Genomic DNA, 16,450 nt, shown 5'->3' with positions numbered 1-16,450 from the left:
TTTGATCCGGCGCCATCGCGAGCAGGCTCACTCCTACAGGAGAAACGCATTCCAATTGCAGGAGTGAGCCTGCTCGCGATTGCGCCCTTCAATTCACTACAAAGCCCAGCTCGAACACGGTGCCGTCAGCATCACTACTCACCCGCACCCGCCCGCCATGCAACTGCATGATCGACTGCACTATCGCCAGCCCCAACCCGCCCGAATCCCCTGGTTCGGCTCGCGATGGATCGACGCGATAAAAGCGGTCGAACAGTTTGCCCAGATGCTCAGGCGGGATGACCGGGCCTTGGTTGTGCACTTGCAGCCAACACATACCCGGTTCATCGCGGCGGCGCAGGCTGATCAGGCTGCCGGGGTCGGCGTGGCGTACGGCGTTGGCTAAAAGGTTGCCGAGGGCGCGTTGCAGCAGTTGCTGGTCGGCGGGCAATTCACCGTGCATGCGGTTTTGCAGTTGAAGATCGCGATCATCGGCGAGGGCTTCGAAGTAATCGCAGAGCTCGTCGCCGACGTTGTACAAGTCCAGTGCTTGCAGATTGAGAGCACGTTCGGCCTGTTCGGCGCGGGCAAGGAACATCAGGTTCTCGGCCATGCGCTTGAGCCGTTCGAATTCTTCCATGTTCGAGGCCAGCACTTCCTGATATTCCGCAGCGCTGCGCGGGTGATTCAGGGCCTGGCCGTTGCTGGCGAGCAAGGTGTGCAGCGGCGTGCGTATTTCGTGGGCGAGGTCGGCGGAGAATTGCGACAGGCGCTGCACGCTGTCGTCCAGCCGCGCCAGCATGCCGTTGAGCGCAAGCACCGGCTCGCGCAGTTCGGCCGGCGTGCCCTCGGCGGGCAGGCGTCGATCGAGACTGCGCAGATCGATGCTGCGCACCGCTTCGCTCAACTGGCGCAACGGCTGCAGTCCCCGGCGCAGCAACAGCAATCCCAAGGCAAAAGCGAGCAACGCGCCGAGGCCGACAGACAGGTACAAACGCAGGCGATAACTGCCGAGCATCTGCTCGCGCTCGCTCAGCACTTTGCCGGCGATCACCGTCAGCACTTCCCCGTTGGGGCCTTGGGCCTGTCCGGACAGCAGCGCCAGTTCGGCACCGTCGCGGGCCCGCCAGGTGAGCACGTCGCGGCGCTGCGGCAGTTGTTCTCGCGGCAACGCAGTGAGTACCGGCAACTCGCGCTGGCGCGGGTTGATCGCGATCACGCTGGAGCCGCCAGCCCGACGTACCAGCAGCAGGCTGTCGAGATTGCCAAGCATGTTCTGATACAGACGTGGCCGCGCCTGCAGCGCGTCGAGGCTGTCGCTGTCGGCAAGCAAGGCACGCACTTGCTCGAGGCGACCGAGCAGGGCCATGTCGTCACGAAAGGCCAATTCTGAGGCCAGCGAGCGATAGAGGAACACGCCGATGGCACTCAGCACCAAGGCGCAGACCGTGGCGAACGCCAATGCCAGACGCCAGGCGATCGATCTACTCCACATTGTCTGGCGCTTCCAGTTGATAACCGACGCCACGCACGGTGTGGATAAGTTTGGGCATGTACGGGTCGTCAACCTTGGCGCGCAGGCGACGAACCGCGACTTCGACCATGTTGGTGTCGCTGTCGAAATTCAGGTTCCACACCTGCGAAGCGATCAGCGTGCGCGACAGCACTTCGCCCTGGCGACTGGCGAGCAATTGCAGCAAGGCGAATTCCTTGTTGGTCAGCGCGATGCGCTGCCCGCCCCGACTGACGCGGCGACGCAGCACATCGATTTCCAGATCGGCGATGCTGTAGGACTCGGCTTCGCGCAGCGGCCCGCGTCGCAGCAGCGTGCGCACCCGCGCGAGCAGTTCGGCGAAGGCGAAGGGTTTGAGCAGGTAATCGTCGGCGCCCAGTTCCAGCCCACGGACGCGGTCTTCAATGGCGTCCTTGGCGGTGAGAAACAGCACTGGTGTGGCGCCGTGCTGGCGGATCAGTTGCAGCAATTGCCAACCATTGAGGCCGGGCAGCATGACGTCGAGGATGATCAGGTCGTATTCCTGCTGCTCGATAAAATAGCGGCCATCGAGACCATTGAGCGCCACGTCCACGGCGAATCCCGACTCGCCCAGGCCCTTGGCAATGAAATTGGCGGTTTTGGCTTCATCTTCTACGACCAGCAAACGCATGGCACACCTCGATTGATCAGGCACACAGGCTAGGCGTGTTCGGCGCCGTTGCCCATTACAAACTTGTAATCTGCCTGACGGGGTTCTGACGAAGTACGCCGGTTAAGGTTCAGGTCTTCCCATTGGAGCCTGCACATGACCGTCAAATACCTTGTCGCCAGCCTGATGCTCGGCCTCAGCGGCGCCGCCATCGCCACGCCTGAACTGCCGCGTCACGCCGATCTCGATCTGAAAACCGCACGCTGGCTGGCCGACAAGGCGATGAGCTCTTGCACCGGCACGGTGTCGGTGCTCGACCGTGGCGGCAATCTGCTGGTGACCCTGCGGGGTGACGGTGTCGGCCCGCACAACACCGCCGCCAGCCAGCGCAAGGCCTACACCGCGCTGTCGACCAAGACACCGACGCGGCTGTTCGCCGAGCGCGCCCGCAACAACCCGGAAACCGCCAACCTCAACACTCTCGACGAATTGCTGTTGCTCGGCGGCGGCATTCCGCTGTTCGCCGGCAGCGAACTGGTCGGCGCCATGGGCGTGGCCGGTTCCGGCGGCGGTGAGCAAGACGAAAACTGCGCCCTCGCCGCCGCCGACAAAGCCGGCCTGACCATCACCCGTTCCCACTAAGGAGATCCACCATGACCACCCTGCGCATGACCCTCGCCGCCCTTGGCCTGAGCGCCGTTTCGGGCCTGACGCTGGCCGCTGGCAATCCGCTGAGCGTGCACGTGCTCAATCTGGAAAACGGCCTGCCGTCGCCGGGCGTCAACGTCACCCTGGAAAAACACATCGGCGACCACTGGCAACCGCTGGCGCAAGGCACCACCAACGAACAAGGGCGGATCGCCGAACTGTTCCCGGCCAGACAGCCTTTTGAAGCCGGTGAATACCGCGTGGTGTTCAAGACCGGCGAGTACTACCAGAAGATCAAACACGAAACGTTCTTCCCGGAAATTCCGGTGATCTTTGAGGTCAAGCAGACCGACCAGCACTACCACATCCCGCTGCTGCTCAGCCCGTACGGTTTCTCGACGTATCGTGGTTCCTGAGCCACGCCCATAATCCTTGTGGGAGCGAGCTTGCTCGCGAAGGCGTCAGGTCAGCCGGCATTTCTGTTGAATGACTCACCGCATTCGCGAGCAAGCTCGCTCCCACAGGGATGGCAGTCGCGTTTCAGATCGTGGCCAAGGCACGCAATCTTGCGCTATCGAGGATTTCGATCTCGCCGTAAGCCAGACCAATAATCCCCTGCCCCTGCAAATCCTTGAGAATCTGATTGGTAGTCTGCCGCGACAGCGACAGCATCGCCGCCAATTGCTCCTGCGGCAGTTGCAGCACCCGGCGGGGCGCATCGAGTTCGCCGTAGCCTTCGGCGATCATCAACAAGCGATGAGCCAAGCGTGCCGGGGCCGGCAGCAGGCTCAACTGTTCGAGATTGATGAAGGCCAGGCGCAATTTGTGGCTCATCAGCAGTGCCAGATGCCGCCAGTACCGCGGCTGTTCGTCGAGCAATTCAAGCAACGCCGATTGCGGAATATTCAGCAAGGTACACGGCCCGACCGCATAGGCATCATGGGTGCGCGGCTGACCATCGAACAGACAGATCTCGAGTGCGGTGCCTCCACCAGGCTCAACAGCGCTTCCTTGCCCTGCTCACTCACCGCGCCAATGCGCACGGCGCCACCGAGCACTGCATACAGACCGCACGGCGCATCGCCGCGCTGGAACAACCGCTGCCCCGCCGTCAACCGCCGCTCCCGGGCCAACGCCAGCAGACTATCCTGAAAGGACAGCGGCAGATGACTGAACCACTGGCCGCTGAGCAACCGTGCACGAATTTGCATAACCACTCCTGGAGTGTCGCCTGCCCGACAGAGCGAACGCGGATCCCGAGGGATGATGCAATCAACCCCACTGGAGGAACAACAATGAAAAGCCTCGTCGACCACCTCAGTCAATACGCCGCCTACCACCGCGACCCACGCAACATCGCCAGCCACTTTATCGGCATTCCGCTGATTGTGGTGGCCGTGGCCGTGTTGTTGTCGCGGCCGGAATGGTCGCTGGGCGGGTTGTGGCTATCTCCCGCCGTTGTCGTCGCGCTGGCCTCGGCGTGGTTTTACCTGCGTCTGGAGTTGAAGCTCGGCGTGTTGATGACAGTGCTGATGGGCCTGTCGGTCTGGACCGGACATGCACTGGCGCAGCAGAGCACCCTGGTCTGGCTGAGCAGTGGGCTGGCGATGTTTGTAATCGGCTGGGTGATCCAGTTTGTCGGGCATCACTATGAAGGGCGCAAACCGGCGTTCGTCGATGACATCAGCGGGCTGATCGTCGGGCCGTTATTTGTTGTGGCTGAGCTGGCGTTTCTGCTGGGGATGCGCCAGGAGTTGAAAGCGCAGATTGAAGCGCGGGCAGGGGTGGTGCGAGTCAATCCGAATCGGAAAGCGGCGGCTTAGGCCGCTTGAAAGATCGCAGCCTACGGCAGCTCCTACAGTTGGAATGCGTTCCCCTGTAGGAGCTGCCGAAGGCTGCGATCTTTTGCTTTTAGAGGCTGGCGACTTTCTGCCAGATCTTCGGTTTGAAGAACAGGGTTTCACCCTTGGCCAGGCCGATCAGGCTGTCGTGATCTTTCACCACTTCGGCCTCGATCAGATCCGTCTGCCCCTCTACTTTCAGGGTCACCCGCGTCGTCGCGCCCAATGGGCGGATATCGCGCACTTCAGCGGCATGGTGATCCTCCAGCTCATGCCTGGACAACGACACTTCGTGCGGGCGGAACAGTACGTGGTTGTCGTCGCTCAGCAGCAAGCGATTCGAGTCGCCAAGGAAGTGATAAACGAAATCGCTGGCCGGGTTTTCGTATACGTCGCCCGGTGAGCCGATCTGCTCGATCACACCCTTGTTCATCACCACGATGCGGTCGGCGACTTCCATCGCCTCTTCCTGATCGTGGGTGACGAATACCGAGGTCAGGTTGATATCTTCGTGCAGCCGCGCCAGCCAGCGGCGCAGCTCCTTGCGCACCTTGGCGTCGAGGGCGCCGAACGGCTCGTCGAGCAGCAGCACTTTCGGCTCCACCGCCAAGGCGCGGGCCAAGGCGATGCGCTGACGCTGACCGCCGGACAACTGCTCCGGGTAGCGATCCGACAACCAGTCCAGCTGCACCATGTTCAGCAATTCGTGAACCTTGGTGGCGATCTGGCTTTCACTCGGGCGCTGGTTTTTCGGTTTCATGCGCAGGCCGAACGCGACGTTGTCGAACACCGTCATATGGCGGAACAGCGCGTAGTGCTGGAACACGAAGCCGACGTTGCGATCACGCACGTCGTGGCCGGAAACGTCCTCGCCGTGGAAGACGATGTTGCCCTGATCCGGAGTTTCCAGTCCGGCAATAATGCGCAGCAAGGTGGTCTTGCCGCAGCCCGATGGACCGAGCAATGCGACCAGCTCGCCGCTGTGGATGTCCAGGCTGATATTGTCCAGCGCCTTGAACGCGTTGAAATTCTTGCTGACGTTACGCACTTCGATCGACATGAATTATTCCTCCGCGGCGCTGGCGCGCAGGCGGTTGATACGGTTTTCGCTCCACTGCTTGAGCAGCAGGATGAAGAGCGCCAGGATCAGCAACAGGCTCGCCACGGCGAACGCGGCCACGTGGTTGTATTCGTTGTAGAGGATCTCGACGTGCAGCGGCAAGGTGTTGGTCACCCCGCGAATGTGCCCGGAAACCACCGACACCGCACCGAACTCACCCATGGCCCGCGCGGTACACAGCACCACGCCATAGATCAGGCCCCATTTGATGTTGGGCACGGTGACGTGCCAGAACATCTGCCAGCCATTGGCGCCGAGCAGCCGCGCGGCCTCCTCTTCCTGGGTGCCTTGTTCCTGCATCAACGGGATCAGCTCGCGGGCCACGAACGGCACGGTGACGAAAATCGTCGCCAGGACGATGCCCGGCAGGGCGAAGACGATCTGGATGTCGTGATCCTGCAACCACGGCCCGAACAGGCCCTGGGCGCCGAACATCAGCACGTAGACCAGACCGGCGATCACCGGCGACACCGAGAATGGCAGGTCGATCAGGGTGACCAGCATGCTCTTGCCACGGAACGAGTATTTGCTCACGCACCACGCGGCGCTGACGCCGAACACCAGGTTCAGTGGCACCGAGATCAGCACGGCGATCACCGTGAGCTTCAGCGCCGACAATGCATCGGGTTCAAAGATCGCAGTGAAAAACGCGCCGAGGCCATTCTTCAAACCTTGCGATACGACGATGAACAGCGGCAGCAGTAGAAACAGCGCAAAAATCAGCCAGCCGAGGCCGATCAGGATACGCCGGGAAGTGGCGCTGCCACGGCGCGCCGCGTTGGCCGAGGACGCGGCCGCAATAGACGATTGGGACATGTTCGCGCCTCCTTATGGGGTTTCGATGCGCCGCTGCAGCAAGTTGATCAGCAGCAACAGGACGAAGGAAACCACCAGCATCAGCACGCCGATGGAGGTGGCGCCGGTGTAATCGTACTGGTCGAGTTTGACCATGATCAACAGCGGCAGGATCTCGGTTTTCATTGGCATGTTGCCGGCAATGAAAATCACCGACCCGTACTCGCCGACACCGCGTGCAAAGGCCAGGGCGAAACCGGTCAGCCAGGCAGGCAACAGCGCCGGCAGCAGAATATGACGAAACACTTGCAACGGCTTGGCACCAAGGCAGGCCGCCGCTTCTTCGACTTCACGGGGAATATCGGCCAGCACCGGCTGCACCGTGCGCACCACAAACGGCAGGGTCACGAAGGTCAGTGCAAGGGTGATGCCCAGCGGGGTGTAGGCGATCTTGAAACCGAGGTCGGCGGCGAACTGCCCGACCAGACCGGTCGGGGTATACAGCGCCGTCAGGGCGATACCGGCCACGGCGGTCGGCAGGGCGAACGGCAGATCGATCATCGCGTCGATGACCTTGCGTCCGGGGAAGGTGTAGCGCACCAGCACCCAGGCCAGCAACGTGCCGATGATGCCGTTGATGATCGCCGCACACAGCGCGGTACCGAAGCTCAGCTTCAACGCCGCCAGCACCCGCGGTGCGGAAATGATCGTCCAGAACTGATCCCAGGTCAGCTGGGCGGCGTGGACAAACATCGCCGCCAGCGGGATAAGCACAATCAGGCTGAGGTACACCAAGGTGTAACCCAGCGTCAGCCCGAAGCCGGGTATGACGGGGGAGATACGACGCGACATAAAAGTCCCTGGTTAAAAAGCATTCCGCTGAACGCACCAATGTGGGAGCGAGCTTGCTCGCGAAGAGGGAGTATCAGGCAACTTTACGTCGTCTGACACTGCGCTTTCGCGAGCAGGCTCGCTCCCACATTTTCCGCGCCTGGCTTCAGGCTCAATGTTGTGGCTGAAGTCAGATTACTGCGCCTGATAGATCTGGTCGAACACGCCACCGTCGTTGAAAAACTTCGGTTGTGCGGTTTTCCAGCCGCCGAAGTCCTTGTCGATGGTCACCAGTTCCAGTTTCGGGAACTGCTGGGCGTACTTGGCCGCTACGTCCTTGTCACGTGGACGATAGAAGTTTTTCGCAGCGATTTCCTGCCCGGCCGGGCTGTACAGGTGCTTGAGATAGGCTTCGGCGATCTGCGCGTTGCCCTTCTTCTCGGCATTCTTGTCGACCACCGCCACTGGCGGTTCGGCGAGGATCGACAGTGAAGGTACGACGATATCGAACTTGTCCGCGCCGCCGTCTTCTTTCAGCGCCAGAAATGCCTCGTTTTCCCAGGCCAGCAGCACGTCGCCCTGACCGTTGTTGACGAACGTGATGGTCGAACCGCGTGCACCGGTGTCCAGCACTGGCACGTGCTTGAACAGGGTTTGCACGTATTCCTTGGCTTTTTCTTCACTGCCGCCGCTGGCTTTCAGACCGTAAGCCCAGGCTGCGAGGAAGTTCCAGCGTGCACCACCCGAGGTTTTCGGATTCGGCGTAATCACCGAGACGTCGTTCTTGACCAGATCGCTCCAGTCCTTGATGCCTTTCGGGTTGCCCTTGCGCACCAGGAACACGATGGTTGAGGTGTACGGGGTGCTCGCTTCCGGCAGACGTTTCTGCCAGTCGGCCGGCAGGGTCTTGCCGAGTTTGGCGATTTCGTCGATGTCCCCGGCCAGTGCCAGAGTCACCACATCAGCGCGCAGACCATCGATCACCGCACGGCCCTGCTTGCCCGAACCGCCATGGGATTGCTGGATTTTCACCGTGTCGCCGGCATGATCCTGCTGCCAGAACTTGATGAATTCGGCGTTGTATTCCTGATACAGCTCGCGCGTCGGGTCATAGGACACGTTGAGCAGCTCATAATCCTTGGCAACCGCGGAACCGGCAAACACGGCACTGGCCAGCGCGGCCAAAGCGTAACGGCGAATCGACGACATGGTGAAAGCTCCTGGAATTCTTGGTGGTGGCTTTTTTTATGTATTGCGAAAATCGGCTTGCCCGCGGTTAAAAGATCGCAGCCTTCGGCAGCTCCTACGCAAAGCCCCCCTGTAGGAGCTGCCGAAGGCTGCGATCTTTTGATCTTCAGCTCAGCCCGGTTGTTTACCGGGTTGCTGCAAACGGAATTTCTCTTTGCGTTCGATCTGTACGACTTGCGCGTTGTGCACAGTGATCTCCACCGCGCCGAACCGCAGATCGCGCAGAGCGCTCTGGATTTCACGCAAGATGGTGCTTTCGTCCTGACCGTCAACGCTGCGAAGGGATGCGCTCATGGTGCTGCTCCTTTGAAGGGGATTTGCCTGGCAGTGGGCGACACTGCGTTCGGCGTGGGAGCAATATAAGAGAGGCACAGATATTCTTAAAAATACTATTTAAGAATGTTTATATAACTGGAAATTCACTATGTGGTGCAACAAGGGTTTGCGCGTTGGCCAATCAAAAAATCGCAGCCTTCGGCAGCGCCTGCATGGATCGGTGCAGGAGCTGCCGAAGGCTGCGATCTTTTGATTTTTTACCCAATCACAGGTGCTCTCGCCCAATCGATATCCTGCGCAGGAACTGGCCGGCCAAACCAGTAGCCCTGCCCCAGATCACACGCTTGCTCAAGCAAAAACGCCGCCTGCTCGACCTGTTCGATCCCCTCGGCGTGCACCTGCATGCCCATGCTCCGCGCCAGTGCGATGATCACCCGGACAATTGCCGCGTCATCTTCGTCCCAAGGCAATCCGGCAACAAAGCCCTGATCGATCTTGAGTTTCTGCACTGGCAGGCGCTTGAGTCGCAGCAGCGAAGAATAACCGGTGCCGAAATCATCAATGGCCAGGCGCACACCCAGCTCGCGCAAGCGATGCATCTGCTCGAGCGCCACTTCCGGATCGTCCATCACCGCACTTTCGGTGACTTCCAGCTCCAGATACGCCGGATCCAGCCCGGTGTCATGCAGCACCTGCGCCACCTGCTGGTACAGCTCCCGCCGGGCAAACAGGCGCGACGAGACATTCACCGCAACGAATGAAAGCATCACGCCACTTTGCTGCCATTGGCACATCTGCCGACAGGCCTGTTGCATCACCCACGCATCGATGTCGGCGATCAGGCCGGTGCGCTCGGCAATCGGAATGAATTCCGCCGGCGACACCAGACCGCGCTGCGGATGCTGCCAGCGCACCAGAGCCTCGACGGCGATCAGGCGGCTGGTTTGCAGGTCATGGACCGGTTGGTAATGGACGCGCAGCTCCTGCTGTTCCAGCGCGCGGCGCAGTTCAAAAGCGATCTCGACCCGTTGCTGGGCGTGCGCGGTGAGCTCTTCGGTATACAACGCGTAGCCATTGCGCCCGCTGCTTTTAGCCTTGAACAGCGCGCTGTCGGCATTGCGCAATAACTGTTCGGCGCTCAATGCGTCACTGGGAAACAGGCTGATGCCGATGCTGGCGTCGATGAACAGTTGATGACCGTCGAACACCATCGGCTGCTTGAACGCATCCAGAATGCGTTGCGCCAGTGCCGCCGCCTGCGCTGGCTGTGGACAACTTTCCAGCAGAATGGCGAATTCATCACCGCCCAGTCGCGCCAGGGTAATGCCGGGGCCCGACAAAGCCTGCAAGCGCACCGCCACCGCTTTCAACAGCCGATCGCCGACGTTATGCCCGAGACTGTCATTGATCATCTTGAAATGGTCCAGATCGAGCAGCAGCAGCGCGCAGCCACGCTTGTGCGTCTGCGCCGACGCCAGCGCCTGTTCGGCGCGGTCGCTGAACAACAGACGATTGGGCAGATCGGTCAACGGATCGTGGTGCGCCAGGTGTTTCAACTCAGACTCGGAATTCTTGATCGCGCTGATATCGGAAAACACCGCTACGTAATGGCTGAGCCGATCGAAATCATCGTGAATCACCCGGATGGTCTGCCACTGTGGATAAATCTCGCCGGTCTTGCGCCGGTTCCAGATCTCACCGCTCCATTCACCTTCGGCTTCAAGGGCAGCGAACATCGCCTGGTAAAAGCCCGGCGGATGATGTCCGGACTTGAACAGGCTGGGTTGCTGGCCGAGCACCTCCTCGCGCCGATAACCGGTGATCTCGATGAAGGCGCGATTGACGTGGACGATCTGGCCCCGATGATCGGTAACCAATACGCCTTCGCGAGTGCAGTCGAACACAGCGGCCGCCTGGCGCAGGCGCTCACGGTCAACGTGGCGCTCGCGCAAACGCGCACCGATGCCGAGAAACCGGCACAGACGCGCCCTGGCGAGAAAAATCAGCCCGGCGCTGACAGCGATCAGTAGATAACCGTTGATCAGTTGCCAGCGGGCCAGATCACTGGAGTCATCGAAGAATCTGCTTGATAAGTGATCAGTAACCAGCAGCCACACAGCGGCCAGTACCAGATAGAGCAGCGCTGCACGCAAGGCATCGCGGTATGTCGCAGACATTCGGTCGTCCATGTCCCTACAAAAAAGTCGGGATTATAGGCCAAGAAACATTCAGCGACTTCTTATCTGAAAGGGTGACTGGTTTTATCTGTGGGCTCAGTGATAATGCAACGGCTGTTTTTATCTTTTTCGAGGGCCCTATAGCCTATGTGGTACGAAGGTTTTCTTGGCTTGTCGGCCTGGTCACTGGTCGCGGTCACCCTGCTGATGACTCACGTGACGATTGTTGCTGTCACGGTTTATCTGCACCGTTATTCGGCCCATCGCTCGCTCGAGCTGAATGCGGGCCTGAAACACTTTTTCCGTTTCTGGCTGTGGCTGACCACGGCGCAGAACACTCGCGAGTGGACCGCCATCCACCGCAAACACCACGCCAAATGCGAAACCGAAGATGACCCGCACAGCCCGGTCATCAAGGGTCTGTCCACCGTTTTGCGCACCGGTGCCGAGCTGTACCGCAGCGAAGCGCAGAACCCGGAAACCCTGCGTATCTACGGCAAGAACTGCCCGGAAGACTGGATCGAACGCAACCTGTATAGCCGCTATCCGCTGCTCGGTGTGGCGCTCATGGGCGTGATCGACCTGCTGCTGTTCGGCACCATCGGCATCACCATCTGGGCGATCCAGATGATGTGGATTCCGGTGTGGGCCGCTGGCGTCATCAACGGTCTGGGCCACGCCGTCGGCTACCGCAACTTCGAATGCCGCGACGCGGCGACCAATCTGGTGCCGTGGGGCATCCTGATCGGCGGTGAAGAACTGCACAACAACCATCACACCTACCCCAACTCGGCCAAGCTGTCGGTGAAGAAGTGGGAATTCGATCTCGGCTGGGCGTGGATCAAAGTGTTCTGCTTCCTGCGTCTGGCCAAGGTGCAGCGGGTCGCGCCAATCGCCCACCGCGTCGAAGGCAAGGGCAGCCTGGACATGGACACCGCCATGGCGATCCTCAACAACCGCTTTCAGATCATGGCCCAGTACCGCAAATTGGTGATCGGCCCGCTGGTCAAGCAAGAGCTGGCCAAGGTCGATCATTCGGTACGTCACCAGTTCCACCGGGCCAAACGTCTGCTGTCGCGGGAGACCAGCCTGCTGGAAGACCGTCATCACCTGCGTATCCAGACCATGCTCGAACACAGCCAGGCGCTGAAAGTCATTTACGAGAAACGCCTGGCCCTGCAGCAGATCTGGGTCAAGACCAGCTCCAATGGGCACGACATGCTCGCCGCCATCAAGGAATGGATTCACGAGGCCGAGGCCAGTGGCATCCAGTCGTTGCGTGATTTTGCTGATCAACTGAAAACCTACTCGCTGCGTCCTGCGGCGGTTTAATCCGGCACTGGCTGCGATCTTCTGATTCTGAAGATCAAGAGATCGCAGCCTCGTTGCACTCGTCAGCTCCTACAGCTCGCCGCCCGGCGGGACTCGGTAATGGCCGGGAACTTCGCCGAAAATCCCCTATCTCAAAGACACTTCGCCATCCCGGCGGGCTGTTCTGTGGCCGTTGTCGAATTTGCGGCGCGCCCTTTGAGATCTGTGCCGATGGTCAACAACAACCAGAAAGACACATCCTTCACCCAATGGCCCGAGGCCGCACAAACGCTGATGGCGCTGATGCACGCGCAGGGCGAAGTCGCGCGCCTGAGCGAGCGCGAACAGTTGATCAGTTCGCTACTGGTCAGCGTCAACGCCGTGCTTTGGGCCTTCAACTGGGAAACCCGGCAGGTGTTGTATGTCAGTCCGGCCTATGAACGAATCTTCGGGCGCTCCGCAGCGCTTTTGCTGGCCGACTACAACCAGTGGCGCGACAGCATCTACCCCGACGATCTTGAGTACGCCGAACAGAGTCTCGCCGAAGTCCTGCACAAGGGCGCAGTAGAAGATCGCGAATACCGCATCATGGCGGCCGATGGCCAGGTGCGCTGGCTCAGCGACAAATGCTTTATCAATCGTCAGGACGAGCCCGGGCAGCCGGTGATCATCGTCGGCATCGCCGAGGACATCACCGACAAAAAGCACATGGAAACCGAGCTGCAACGTCTGGCTACCACCGACGTGCTGACGCAGAGCAGCAACCGTCGTCACTTCTTCGAGTGTGCCCACCGTGAGTTCGCCGAGGCTCGCCGCCAAGGCTCACCACTGGCATTCCTGCTGCTGGACATCGACGACTTCAAGGTGATCAACGACAGCTACGGCCACCCCGAAGGCGACAACGTACTGCAACGGATCGCCGAGTGCGGACGCGGGTCATTGCGTCGCGGCGACCTGTTCGGGCGCATTGGCGGAGAAGAGTTCGCAGCGGTGTTCCCGGGGTGTGCGCCGGACATGGCCGTTCAAGTAGCGGAGCGATTGCAGCAGGAGATTCAAAGGCTGCGCTTCAATCATGACGGACAAGCATTCAGCATCACCGTGAGCCAGGGGCTGACCAATCTCACCGACGAAGACAAGAGCCTCGATAATCTGTTCGCCCGGGCCGATGCGGCGATGTACGAGGCGAAACGGCAGGGCAAGAACCGGATTATCTCTGCCTGACCCGGACTTTGCGGCTGCCGCAATCCCTGTGGGAGCGAGCCTGCTCGCGAAAGCGTTCAGTCACGTCATTCAAATCTGAATGACACACCGCCTTCGCGAGCAGGCTCGCTCCCACTCCGGCATGTGGTGATCTGTCATTTACGCAGCCGCAGCAACTCCGGCAAGCCGATCTTGAGCAACCGCGCCGTGCGGCTCTTCGCCAGTTCCTCGACGCCTTCATGCTCGGTCAGCCGCGCCATCTGCGCCGCCATGTTCATCACCAGCGCCTCGCGACTATAGACCCCGCCACCCAACTGGTAGACGGAAGCGATCAGCTCGCGCAGTTCCAGCGGCAGACGCCAGCGAGTTCTTAATGCCGAGCCGTAAGACGCGCCAAACTTCGCCAACGCTTCGCCGACCTCTTCCAACTCGTCCAGTGCACCGCCGGCCTGCTGCCATTCCTGCAAGCAGCGCAGCAGCGCCAGGTCACCGAGTCGATGCAGCATGCCAGCGCAGTAGCAGCGCTCCTGATCCAGATCAAGCAGCCGCGCCAGGGTCCGGGCGTATTCCGCCGTGTGCAGTGACAATCCCCAGTAGCGCTCGGCGTAGTCCGCCAGGCACGGGTTGCTTAGCCGCGCGCTGCGTTTGAGCGCCAAGCCGAGAATCAGGTTCATGCTCTGCCCGGTGCCGAGTCGATGCAGCGCCTGTGCCAGCGTCTGCACCGGGGCGCCATGGTGCTGCGCGGCGCTGTTGGCGGCCGCGATCAGCACAGCGGTGATCTGCGGATCCGTGCGGACTTCCTGCTCCAGCAGCTTCAGATCCAGCCCCTCGGGATTGAGGCTGCGCTTGACCGCCACTTGCACATCGGTCATCAGCGGCGCGCCCTCGGCCTGCTCGCGGCGACGTTCCAGAAACACCGACAGGGTCATGCCCGGTGCCAGCGTCGGCACTTCGCAGACCACGGTCTCGCCTGCATCGAGCAGCAAACCCTGCAAGCGCTCGGTCAGGCCTTCCATGTTCAGCGGCTTGGTCAGGTACGCCGTCGGCGCCAGCGGAATCGCTTCGCGAACACTGGCGCTGTCGTTGCGGCTGCTCATCAGAATGAATGGCAGCGGCGGATTGCGTTTGCGCTGGCGCAGGCTGCGCAGCACTTGCAAGCCATCGATGCCGGGCAGCTCCCAATCGACGATGGCCAGGTCATACGGCACCTCGCCGAGCAACGACAGCGCCTGCTGGCCGTCGGCACATAAATCCAGCCGCGCATCGCAACGCACGTTGAGCAGCACTTGTTTGAGCAGGTCGCGGGACCAGGGGTCAGCCTCGGCAATCAACACCCTGGGTACGGCGGGTAAATCAACGGCAGTCATGCGCGCTCTCCTTGCAATGCCTGAACCTTAGCCAATGCTGGGCATTCGTTACAGCGCCAACACATCGGATGTGTTTCAAAGGGCGTAAAAAAACCCGCCGAAGCGGGTTTTTGTCGATCAGGTCACACCGACCGATCAGAGCTCGGAGAAGCACTCTTCGATGATCGCCAGACCTTTGTCCAGTTGCTCGTCCGGCGAGGTCAACGGGACCAGCACGCGCAGCACATTGCCGTAGGTGCCGCAGGACAGCAGGATCAGGCCCTTGTCACGCGCCTTGGCCACAACAGCTGCCACAGCGGTCGGGTTTGGCTTGTGGCTGTCGCCGTTCTCGAACAGCTCGACCGCAATCATCGCACCCAGGGCGCGCACTTCACCGATCACCGGGTATTTGGCCTGGATGGCTTTCAGGCCGGTGACCAGCCGCTCGCCGACCGCCTTGCAGCGATCCAGCAGTTGCTCTTCTTCGAACACTTCCATCACCGCCAGCGCAGCGGCGCAAGCGATCGGGCTACCGGCGTAGGTGCCGCCCAGGCCACCCGGAGCAATGGCGTCCATGTATTCGGCCTTGCCGCAGACACCGGCCAGCGGGAAGCCGCCAGCGATGGACTTGGCGAAGGTGGTCAGGTCGGCGGCAACGCCCATCTGTTCCATGGCGAAGAAGGTGCCGGTACGGCCAGCGCCAGTCTGCACTTCGTCAGCGATCAGCAGGATGCCGTGCTGGTCGCACAGCGCGCGCAGACGCTTCATGAATTCCTTCGGCGCGACGTAGAAACCACCCTCGCCCTGCACCGGCTCGATGATGATTGCCGCGATGTCTTTCGGCTCGGCGTCGTTCTTGAAAATGCGTTCGATCGAAGCGATCGAATCGTCGATGCTCACGCCGTGCAGTTCGTTCGGGTACAGCGCGCGGAAAATGCCGCCTGGCATCAGGCCCATGCCGGCCGAGTACGGTACGACTTTACCGGTCAGGCCCAGGGTCATCATGGTGCGACCGTGGTAAGCACCGGTGAACGCGATCACGCCAGCGCGGCCAGTGGCGGCACGGGCAATCTTCACGGCATTTTCCACCGCTTCGGAACCGGTGGTGACCAGCAGGGTTTTCTTGGCGAAATCACCCGGCACCTTGGCGTTGATTTTTTCGCACAGTTCTACGTACGGCTCGTAGGCCAGCACCTGGAAGCAGGTGTGGGTCAGCTTGTTCAGCTGTTCGGTCACGGCGGCGATGATTTTCGGGTGCACGTGGCCGGTGTTGAGTACGGCGATGCCGCCGGCGAAGTCGATGAACTCACGACCTTCAACGTCGGTCACGGTGGCGTTCTTGGCCGACTCGGCGAAGATCGGATGAATCTGGCCGACGCCACGAGGTACGGCATTGGTACGGCGGGCCATCAGTTCAGCGTTAGTCTTGCTCATTACAGTCCTCATTCGCCGCTCATCGGGCGGCGTGGTTCAAGGATGAAGCGGGAGGAATCGGCGGTGACAGCATGCGATGATCGACTGCCACGGCGTTCCC

At 60.9% G+C, this 16,450-nt stretch carries 15 protein-coding genes and 2 pseudogenes; 6 read left to right on the top strand and 11 right to left on the bottom strand.

The annotated features are described in order from the left end of the window. Window positions 1–88: 88 nt before the first annotated feature. Window positions 89–1,474: a heavy metal sensor histidine kinase gene (locus tag VNV36_RS11630; RefSeq protein WP_325717880.1), complete on the bottom strand. Its 1,386-nt coding sequence runs from the start codon at window positions 1,472–1,474 to the stop codon at window positions 89–91. Continuing rightward, complete coding sequence (locus VNV36_RS11625; protein ID WP_325717879.1) at window positions 1,464–2,144, bottom strand: heavy metal response regulator transcription factor; 681 nt, start codon at window positions 2,142–2,144, stop codon at window positions 1,464–1,466. Before VNV36_RS11625 ends, VNV36_RS11630 begins: the two co-directional genes overlap by 11 nt. A 135-nt stretch (window positions 2,145–2,279) precedes the next feature. Between VNV36_RS11625 and VNV36_RS11620 the strand changes: the two genes are divergently transcribed. The 3 genes and pseudogenes from VNV36_RS11620 to VNV36_RS11610 all read left to right on the top strand — a co-directional run. Continuing rightward, a complete protein-coding gene (locus VNV36_RS11620) occupies window positions 2,280–2,765 on the top strand; it encodes a GlcG/HbpS family heme-binding protein (protein ID WP_325717878.1) in 486 nt (161 codons plus the stop codon). A gap of 11 nt (window positions 2,766–2,776) precedes the next feature. Next, window positions 2,777–3,187, top strand: a complete 411-nt coding sequence (gene uraH, locus VNV36_RS11615) for a hydroxyisourate hydrolase (RefSeq protein WP_325717877.1) — start codon at window positions 2,777–2,779, stop codon at window positions 3,185–3,187. Between the two features lie 9 nt (window positions 3,188–3,196). Further along, window positions 3,197–3,295 (top strand): annotated as a pseudogene (locus tag VNV36_RS11610) (metal ABC transporter ATP-binding protein); the annotation flags it as partial. Window positions 3,296–3,311: 16 nt separating this feature from the next. On the opposite strand, the pseudogene VNV36_RS11605 reads toward VNV36_RS11610, so the two are convergent. Then, window positions 3,312–3,982: pseudogene (locus VNV36_RS11605) on the bottom strand (Crp/Fnr family transcriptional regulator). An 84-nt stretch (window positions 3,983–4,066) separates the two neighbouring features. On the opposite strand from VNV36_RS11605, the gene VNV36_RS11600 reads away from it, so the two are divergent. Beyond that, on the top strand, window positions 4,067–4,594 hold the full coding sequence (locus VNV36_RS11600; protein WP_325717876.1) for an Mpo1 family 2-hydroxy fatty acid dioxygenase: 528 nt from the start codon (window positions 4,067–4,069) through the stop codon (window positions 4,592–4,594). Between the two features lie 88 nt (window positions 4,595–4,682). On the opposite strand, the gene VNV36_RS11595 is transcribed toward VNV36_RS11600, so the two are convergent. The 6 genes from VNV36_RS11595 to dibA form a co-directional block, all read right to left on the bottom strand. Then, window positions 4,683–5,672 carry a sulfate/molybdate ABC transporter ATP-binding protein gene (locus VNV36_RS11595; protein WP_325717875.1) on the bottom strand — a complete coding sequence of 330 codons (990 nt, stop codon included), beginning with the start codon at window positions 5,670–5,672 and terminating at the stop codon, window positions 4,683–4,685. 3 nt (window positions 5,673–5,675) lie between these two features. Beyond that, window positions 5,676–6,548, bottom strand: a complete 873-nt coding sequence (gene cysW, locus VNV36_RS11590) for a sulfate ABC transporter permease subunit CysW (RefSeq protein ID WP_008055400.1) — start codon at window positions 6,546–6,548, stop codon at window positions 5,676–5,678. A 12-nt stretch (window positions 6,549–6,560) separates the two neighbouring features. Next, the gene (gene cysT / locus VNV36_RS11585) at window positions 6,561–7,379 is read right to left on the bottom strand and encodes a sulfate ABC transporter permease subunit CysT (RefSeq protein ID WP_007952818.1); all 819 of its coding nucleotides are present in this window, start codon (window positions 7,377–7,379) and stop codon (window positions 6,561–6,563) included. Between the two features lie 174 nt (window positions 7,380–7,553). Further along, on the bottom strand, window positions 7,554–8,567 hold the full coding sequence (locus VNV36_RS11580; RefSeq protein WP_325717874.1) for a sulfate ABC transporter substrate-binding protein: 1,014 nt from the start codon (window positions 8,565–8,567) through the stop codon (window positions 7,554–7,556). Between the two features lie 150 nt (window positions 8,568–8,717). After that, window positions 8,718–8,900, bottom strand: a complete 183-nt coding sequence (gene oscA, locus VNV36_RS11575) for a sulfur starvation response protein OscA (protein WP_007917682.1) — start codon at window positions 8,898–8,900, stop codon at window positions 8,718–8,720. A gap of 239 nt (window positions 8,901–9,139) precedes the next feature. Further along, window positions 9,140–11,059 (bottom strand): phosphodiesterase DibA, encoded by a 1,920-nt coding sequence (gene dibA / locus VNV36_RS11570; RefSeq protein WP_325717873.1) that lies wholly within the window; start codon window positions 11,057–11,059, stop codon window positions 9,140–9,142. A 147-nt stretch (window positions 11,060–11,206) separates the two neighbouring features. On the opposite strand from dibA, the gene desA reads away from it, so the two are divergent. Continuing rightward, window positions 11,207–12,391, top strand: a complete 1,185-nt coding sequence (gene desA / locus VNV36_RS11565; protein WP_325717872.1) for a delta-9 fatty acid desaturase DesA — start codon at window positions 11,207–11,209, stop codon at window positions 12,389–12,391. 210 nt (window positions 12,392–12,601) lie between these two features. Continuing rightward, window positions 12,602–13,591, top strand: a complete 990-nt coding sequence (locus VNV36_RS11560; RefSeq protein WP_325717871.1) for a GGDEF domain-containing protein — start codon at window positions 12,602–12,604, stop codon at window positions 13,589–13,591. 134 nt (window positions 13,592–13,725) lie between these two features. Here VNV36_RS11560 and VNV36_RS11555 read toward each other — a convergent pair whose 3' ends face one another. Next, complete coding sequence (locus tag VNV36_RS11555; RefSeq protein WP_325717870.1) at window positions 13,726–14,937, bottom strand: HDOD domain-containing protein; 1,212 nt, start codon at window positions 14,935–14,937, stop codon at window positions 13,726–13,728. A gap of 135 nt (window positions 14,938–15,072) precedes the next feature. Then, on the bottom strand, window positions 15,073–16,350 hold the full coding sequence (gene gabT, locus VNV36_RS11550) for a 4-aminobutyrate--2-oxoglutarate transaminase (RefSeq protein WP_016772251.1): 1,278 nt from the start codon (window positions 16,348–16,350) through the stop codon (window positions 15,073–15,075). Window positions 16,351–16,450 lie beyond the last annotated feature (100 nt).

It is taken from the genome of Pseudomonas sp., assembly GCF_035554175.1.
Taxonomy (GTDB): domain Bacteria; phylum Pseudomonadota; class Gammaproteobacteria; order Pseudomonadales; family Pseudomonadaceae; genus Aquipseudomonas.
The sequence above is the reverse complement of the archived record's forward strand: the minus strand, read 5'-3'. Positions and strand labels throughout refer to the sequence as shown.

Coding starts and splice junctions, on each gene's coding strand:
- VNV36_RS11630 (WP_325717880.1), bottom strand. CDS start 1,474: ATGTGGAGTAGATCGATCGCCTGGCGTCTGGCATTGGCGTTCGCCACG.
- VNV36_RS11625 (WP_325717879.1), bottom strand. CDS start 2,144: ATGCGTTTGCTGGTCGTAGAAGATGAAGCCAAAACCGCCAATTTCATT.
- VNV36_RS11620 (WP_325717878.1), top strand. CDS start 2,280: ATGACCGTCAAATACCTTGTCGCCAGCCTGATGCTCGGCCTCAGCGGC.
- uraH (WP_325717877.1), top strand. CDS start 2,777: ATGACCACCCTGCGCATGACCCTCGCCGCCCTTGGCCTGAGCGCCGTT.
- VNV36_RS11600 (WP_325717876.1), top strand. CDS start 4,067: ATGAAAAGCCTCGTCGACCACCTCAGTCAATACGCCGCCTACCACCGC.
- VNV36_RS11595 (WP_325717875.1), bottom strand. CDS start 5,672: ATGTCGATCGAAGTGCGTAACGTCAGCAAGAATTTCAACGCGTTCAAG.
- cysW (WP_008055400.1), bottom strand. CDS start 6,548: ATGTCCCAATCGTCTATTGCGGCCGCGTCCTCGGCCAACGCGGCGCGC.
- cysT (WP_007952818.1), bottom strand. CDS start 7,379: ATGTCGCGTCGTATCTCCCCCGTCATACCCGGCTTCGGGCTGACGCTG.
- VNV36_RS11580 (WP_325717874.1), bottom strand. CDS start 8,567: ATGTCGTCGATTCGCCGTTACGCTTTGGCCGCGCTGGCCAGTGCCGTG.
- oscA (WP_007917682.1), bottom strand. CDS start 8,900: ATGAGCGCATCCCTTCGCAGCGTTGACGGTCAGGACGAAAGCACCATC.
- dibA (WP_325717873.1), bottom strand. CDS start 11,059: ATGTCTGCGACATACCGCGATGCCTTGCGTGCAGCGCTGCTCTATCTG.
- desA (WP_325717872.1), top strand. CDS start 11,207: ATGTGGTACGAAGGTTTTCTTGGCTTGTCGGCCTGGTCACTGGTCGCG.
- VNV36_RS11560 (WP_325717871.1), top strand. CDS start 12,602: ATGGTCAACAACAACCAGAAAGACACATCCTTCACCCAATGGCCCGAG.
- VNV36_RS11555 (WP_325717870.1), bottom strand. CDS start 14,937: ATGACTGCCGTTGATTTACCCGCCGTACCCAGGGTGTTGATTGCCGAG.
- gabT (WP_016772251.1), bottom strand. CDS start 16,350: ATGAGCAAGACTAACGCTGAACTGATGGCCCGCCGTACCAATGCCGTA.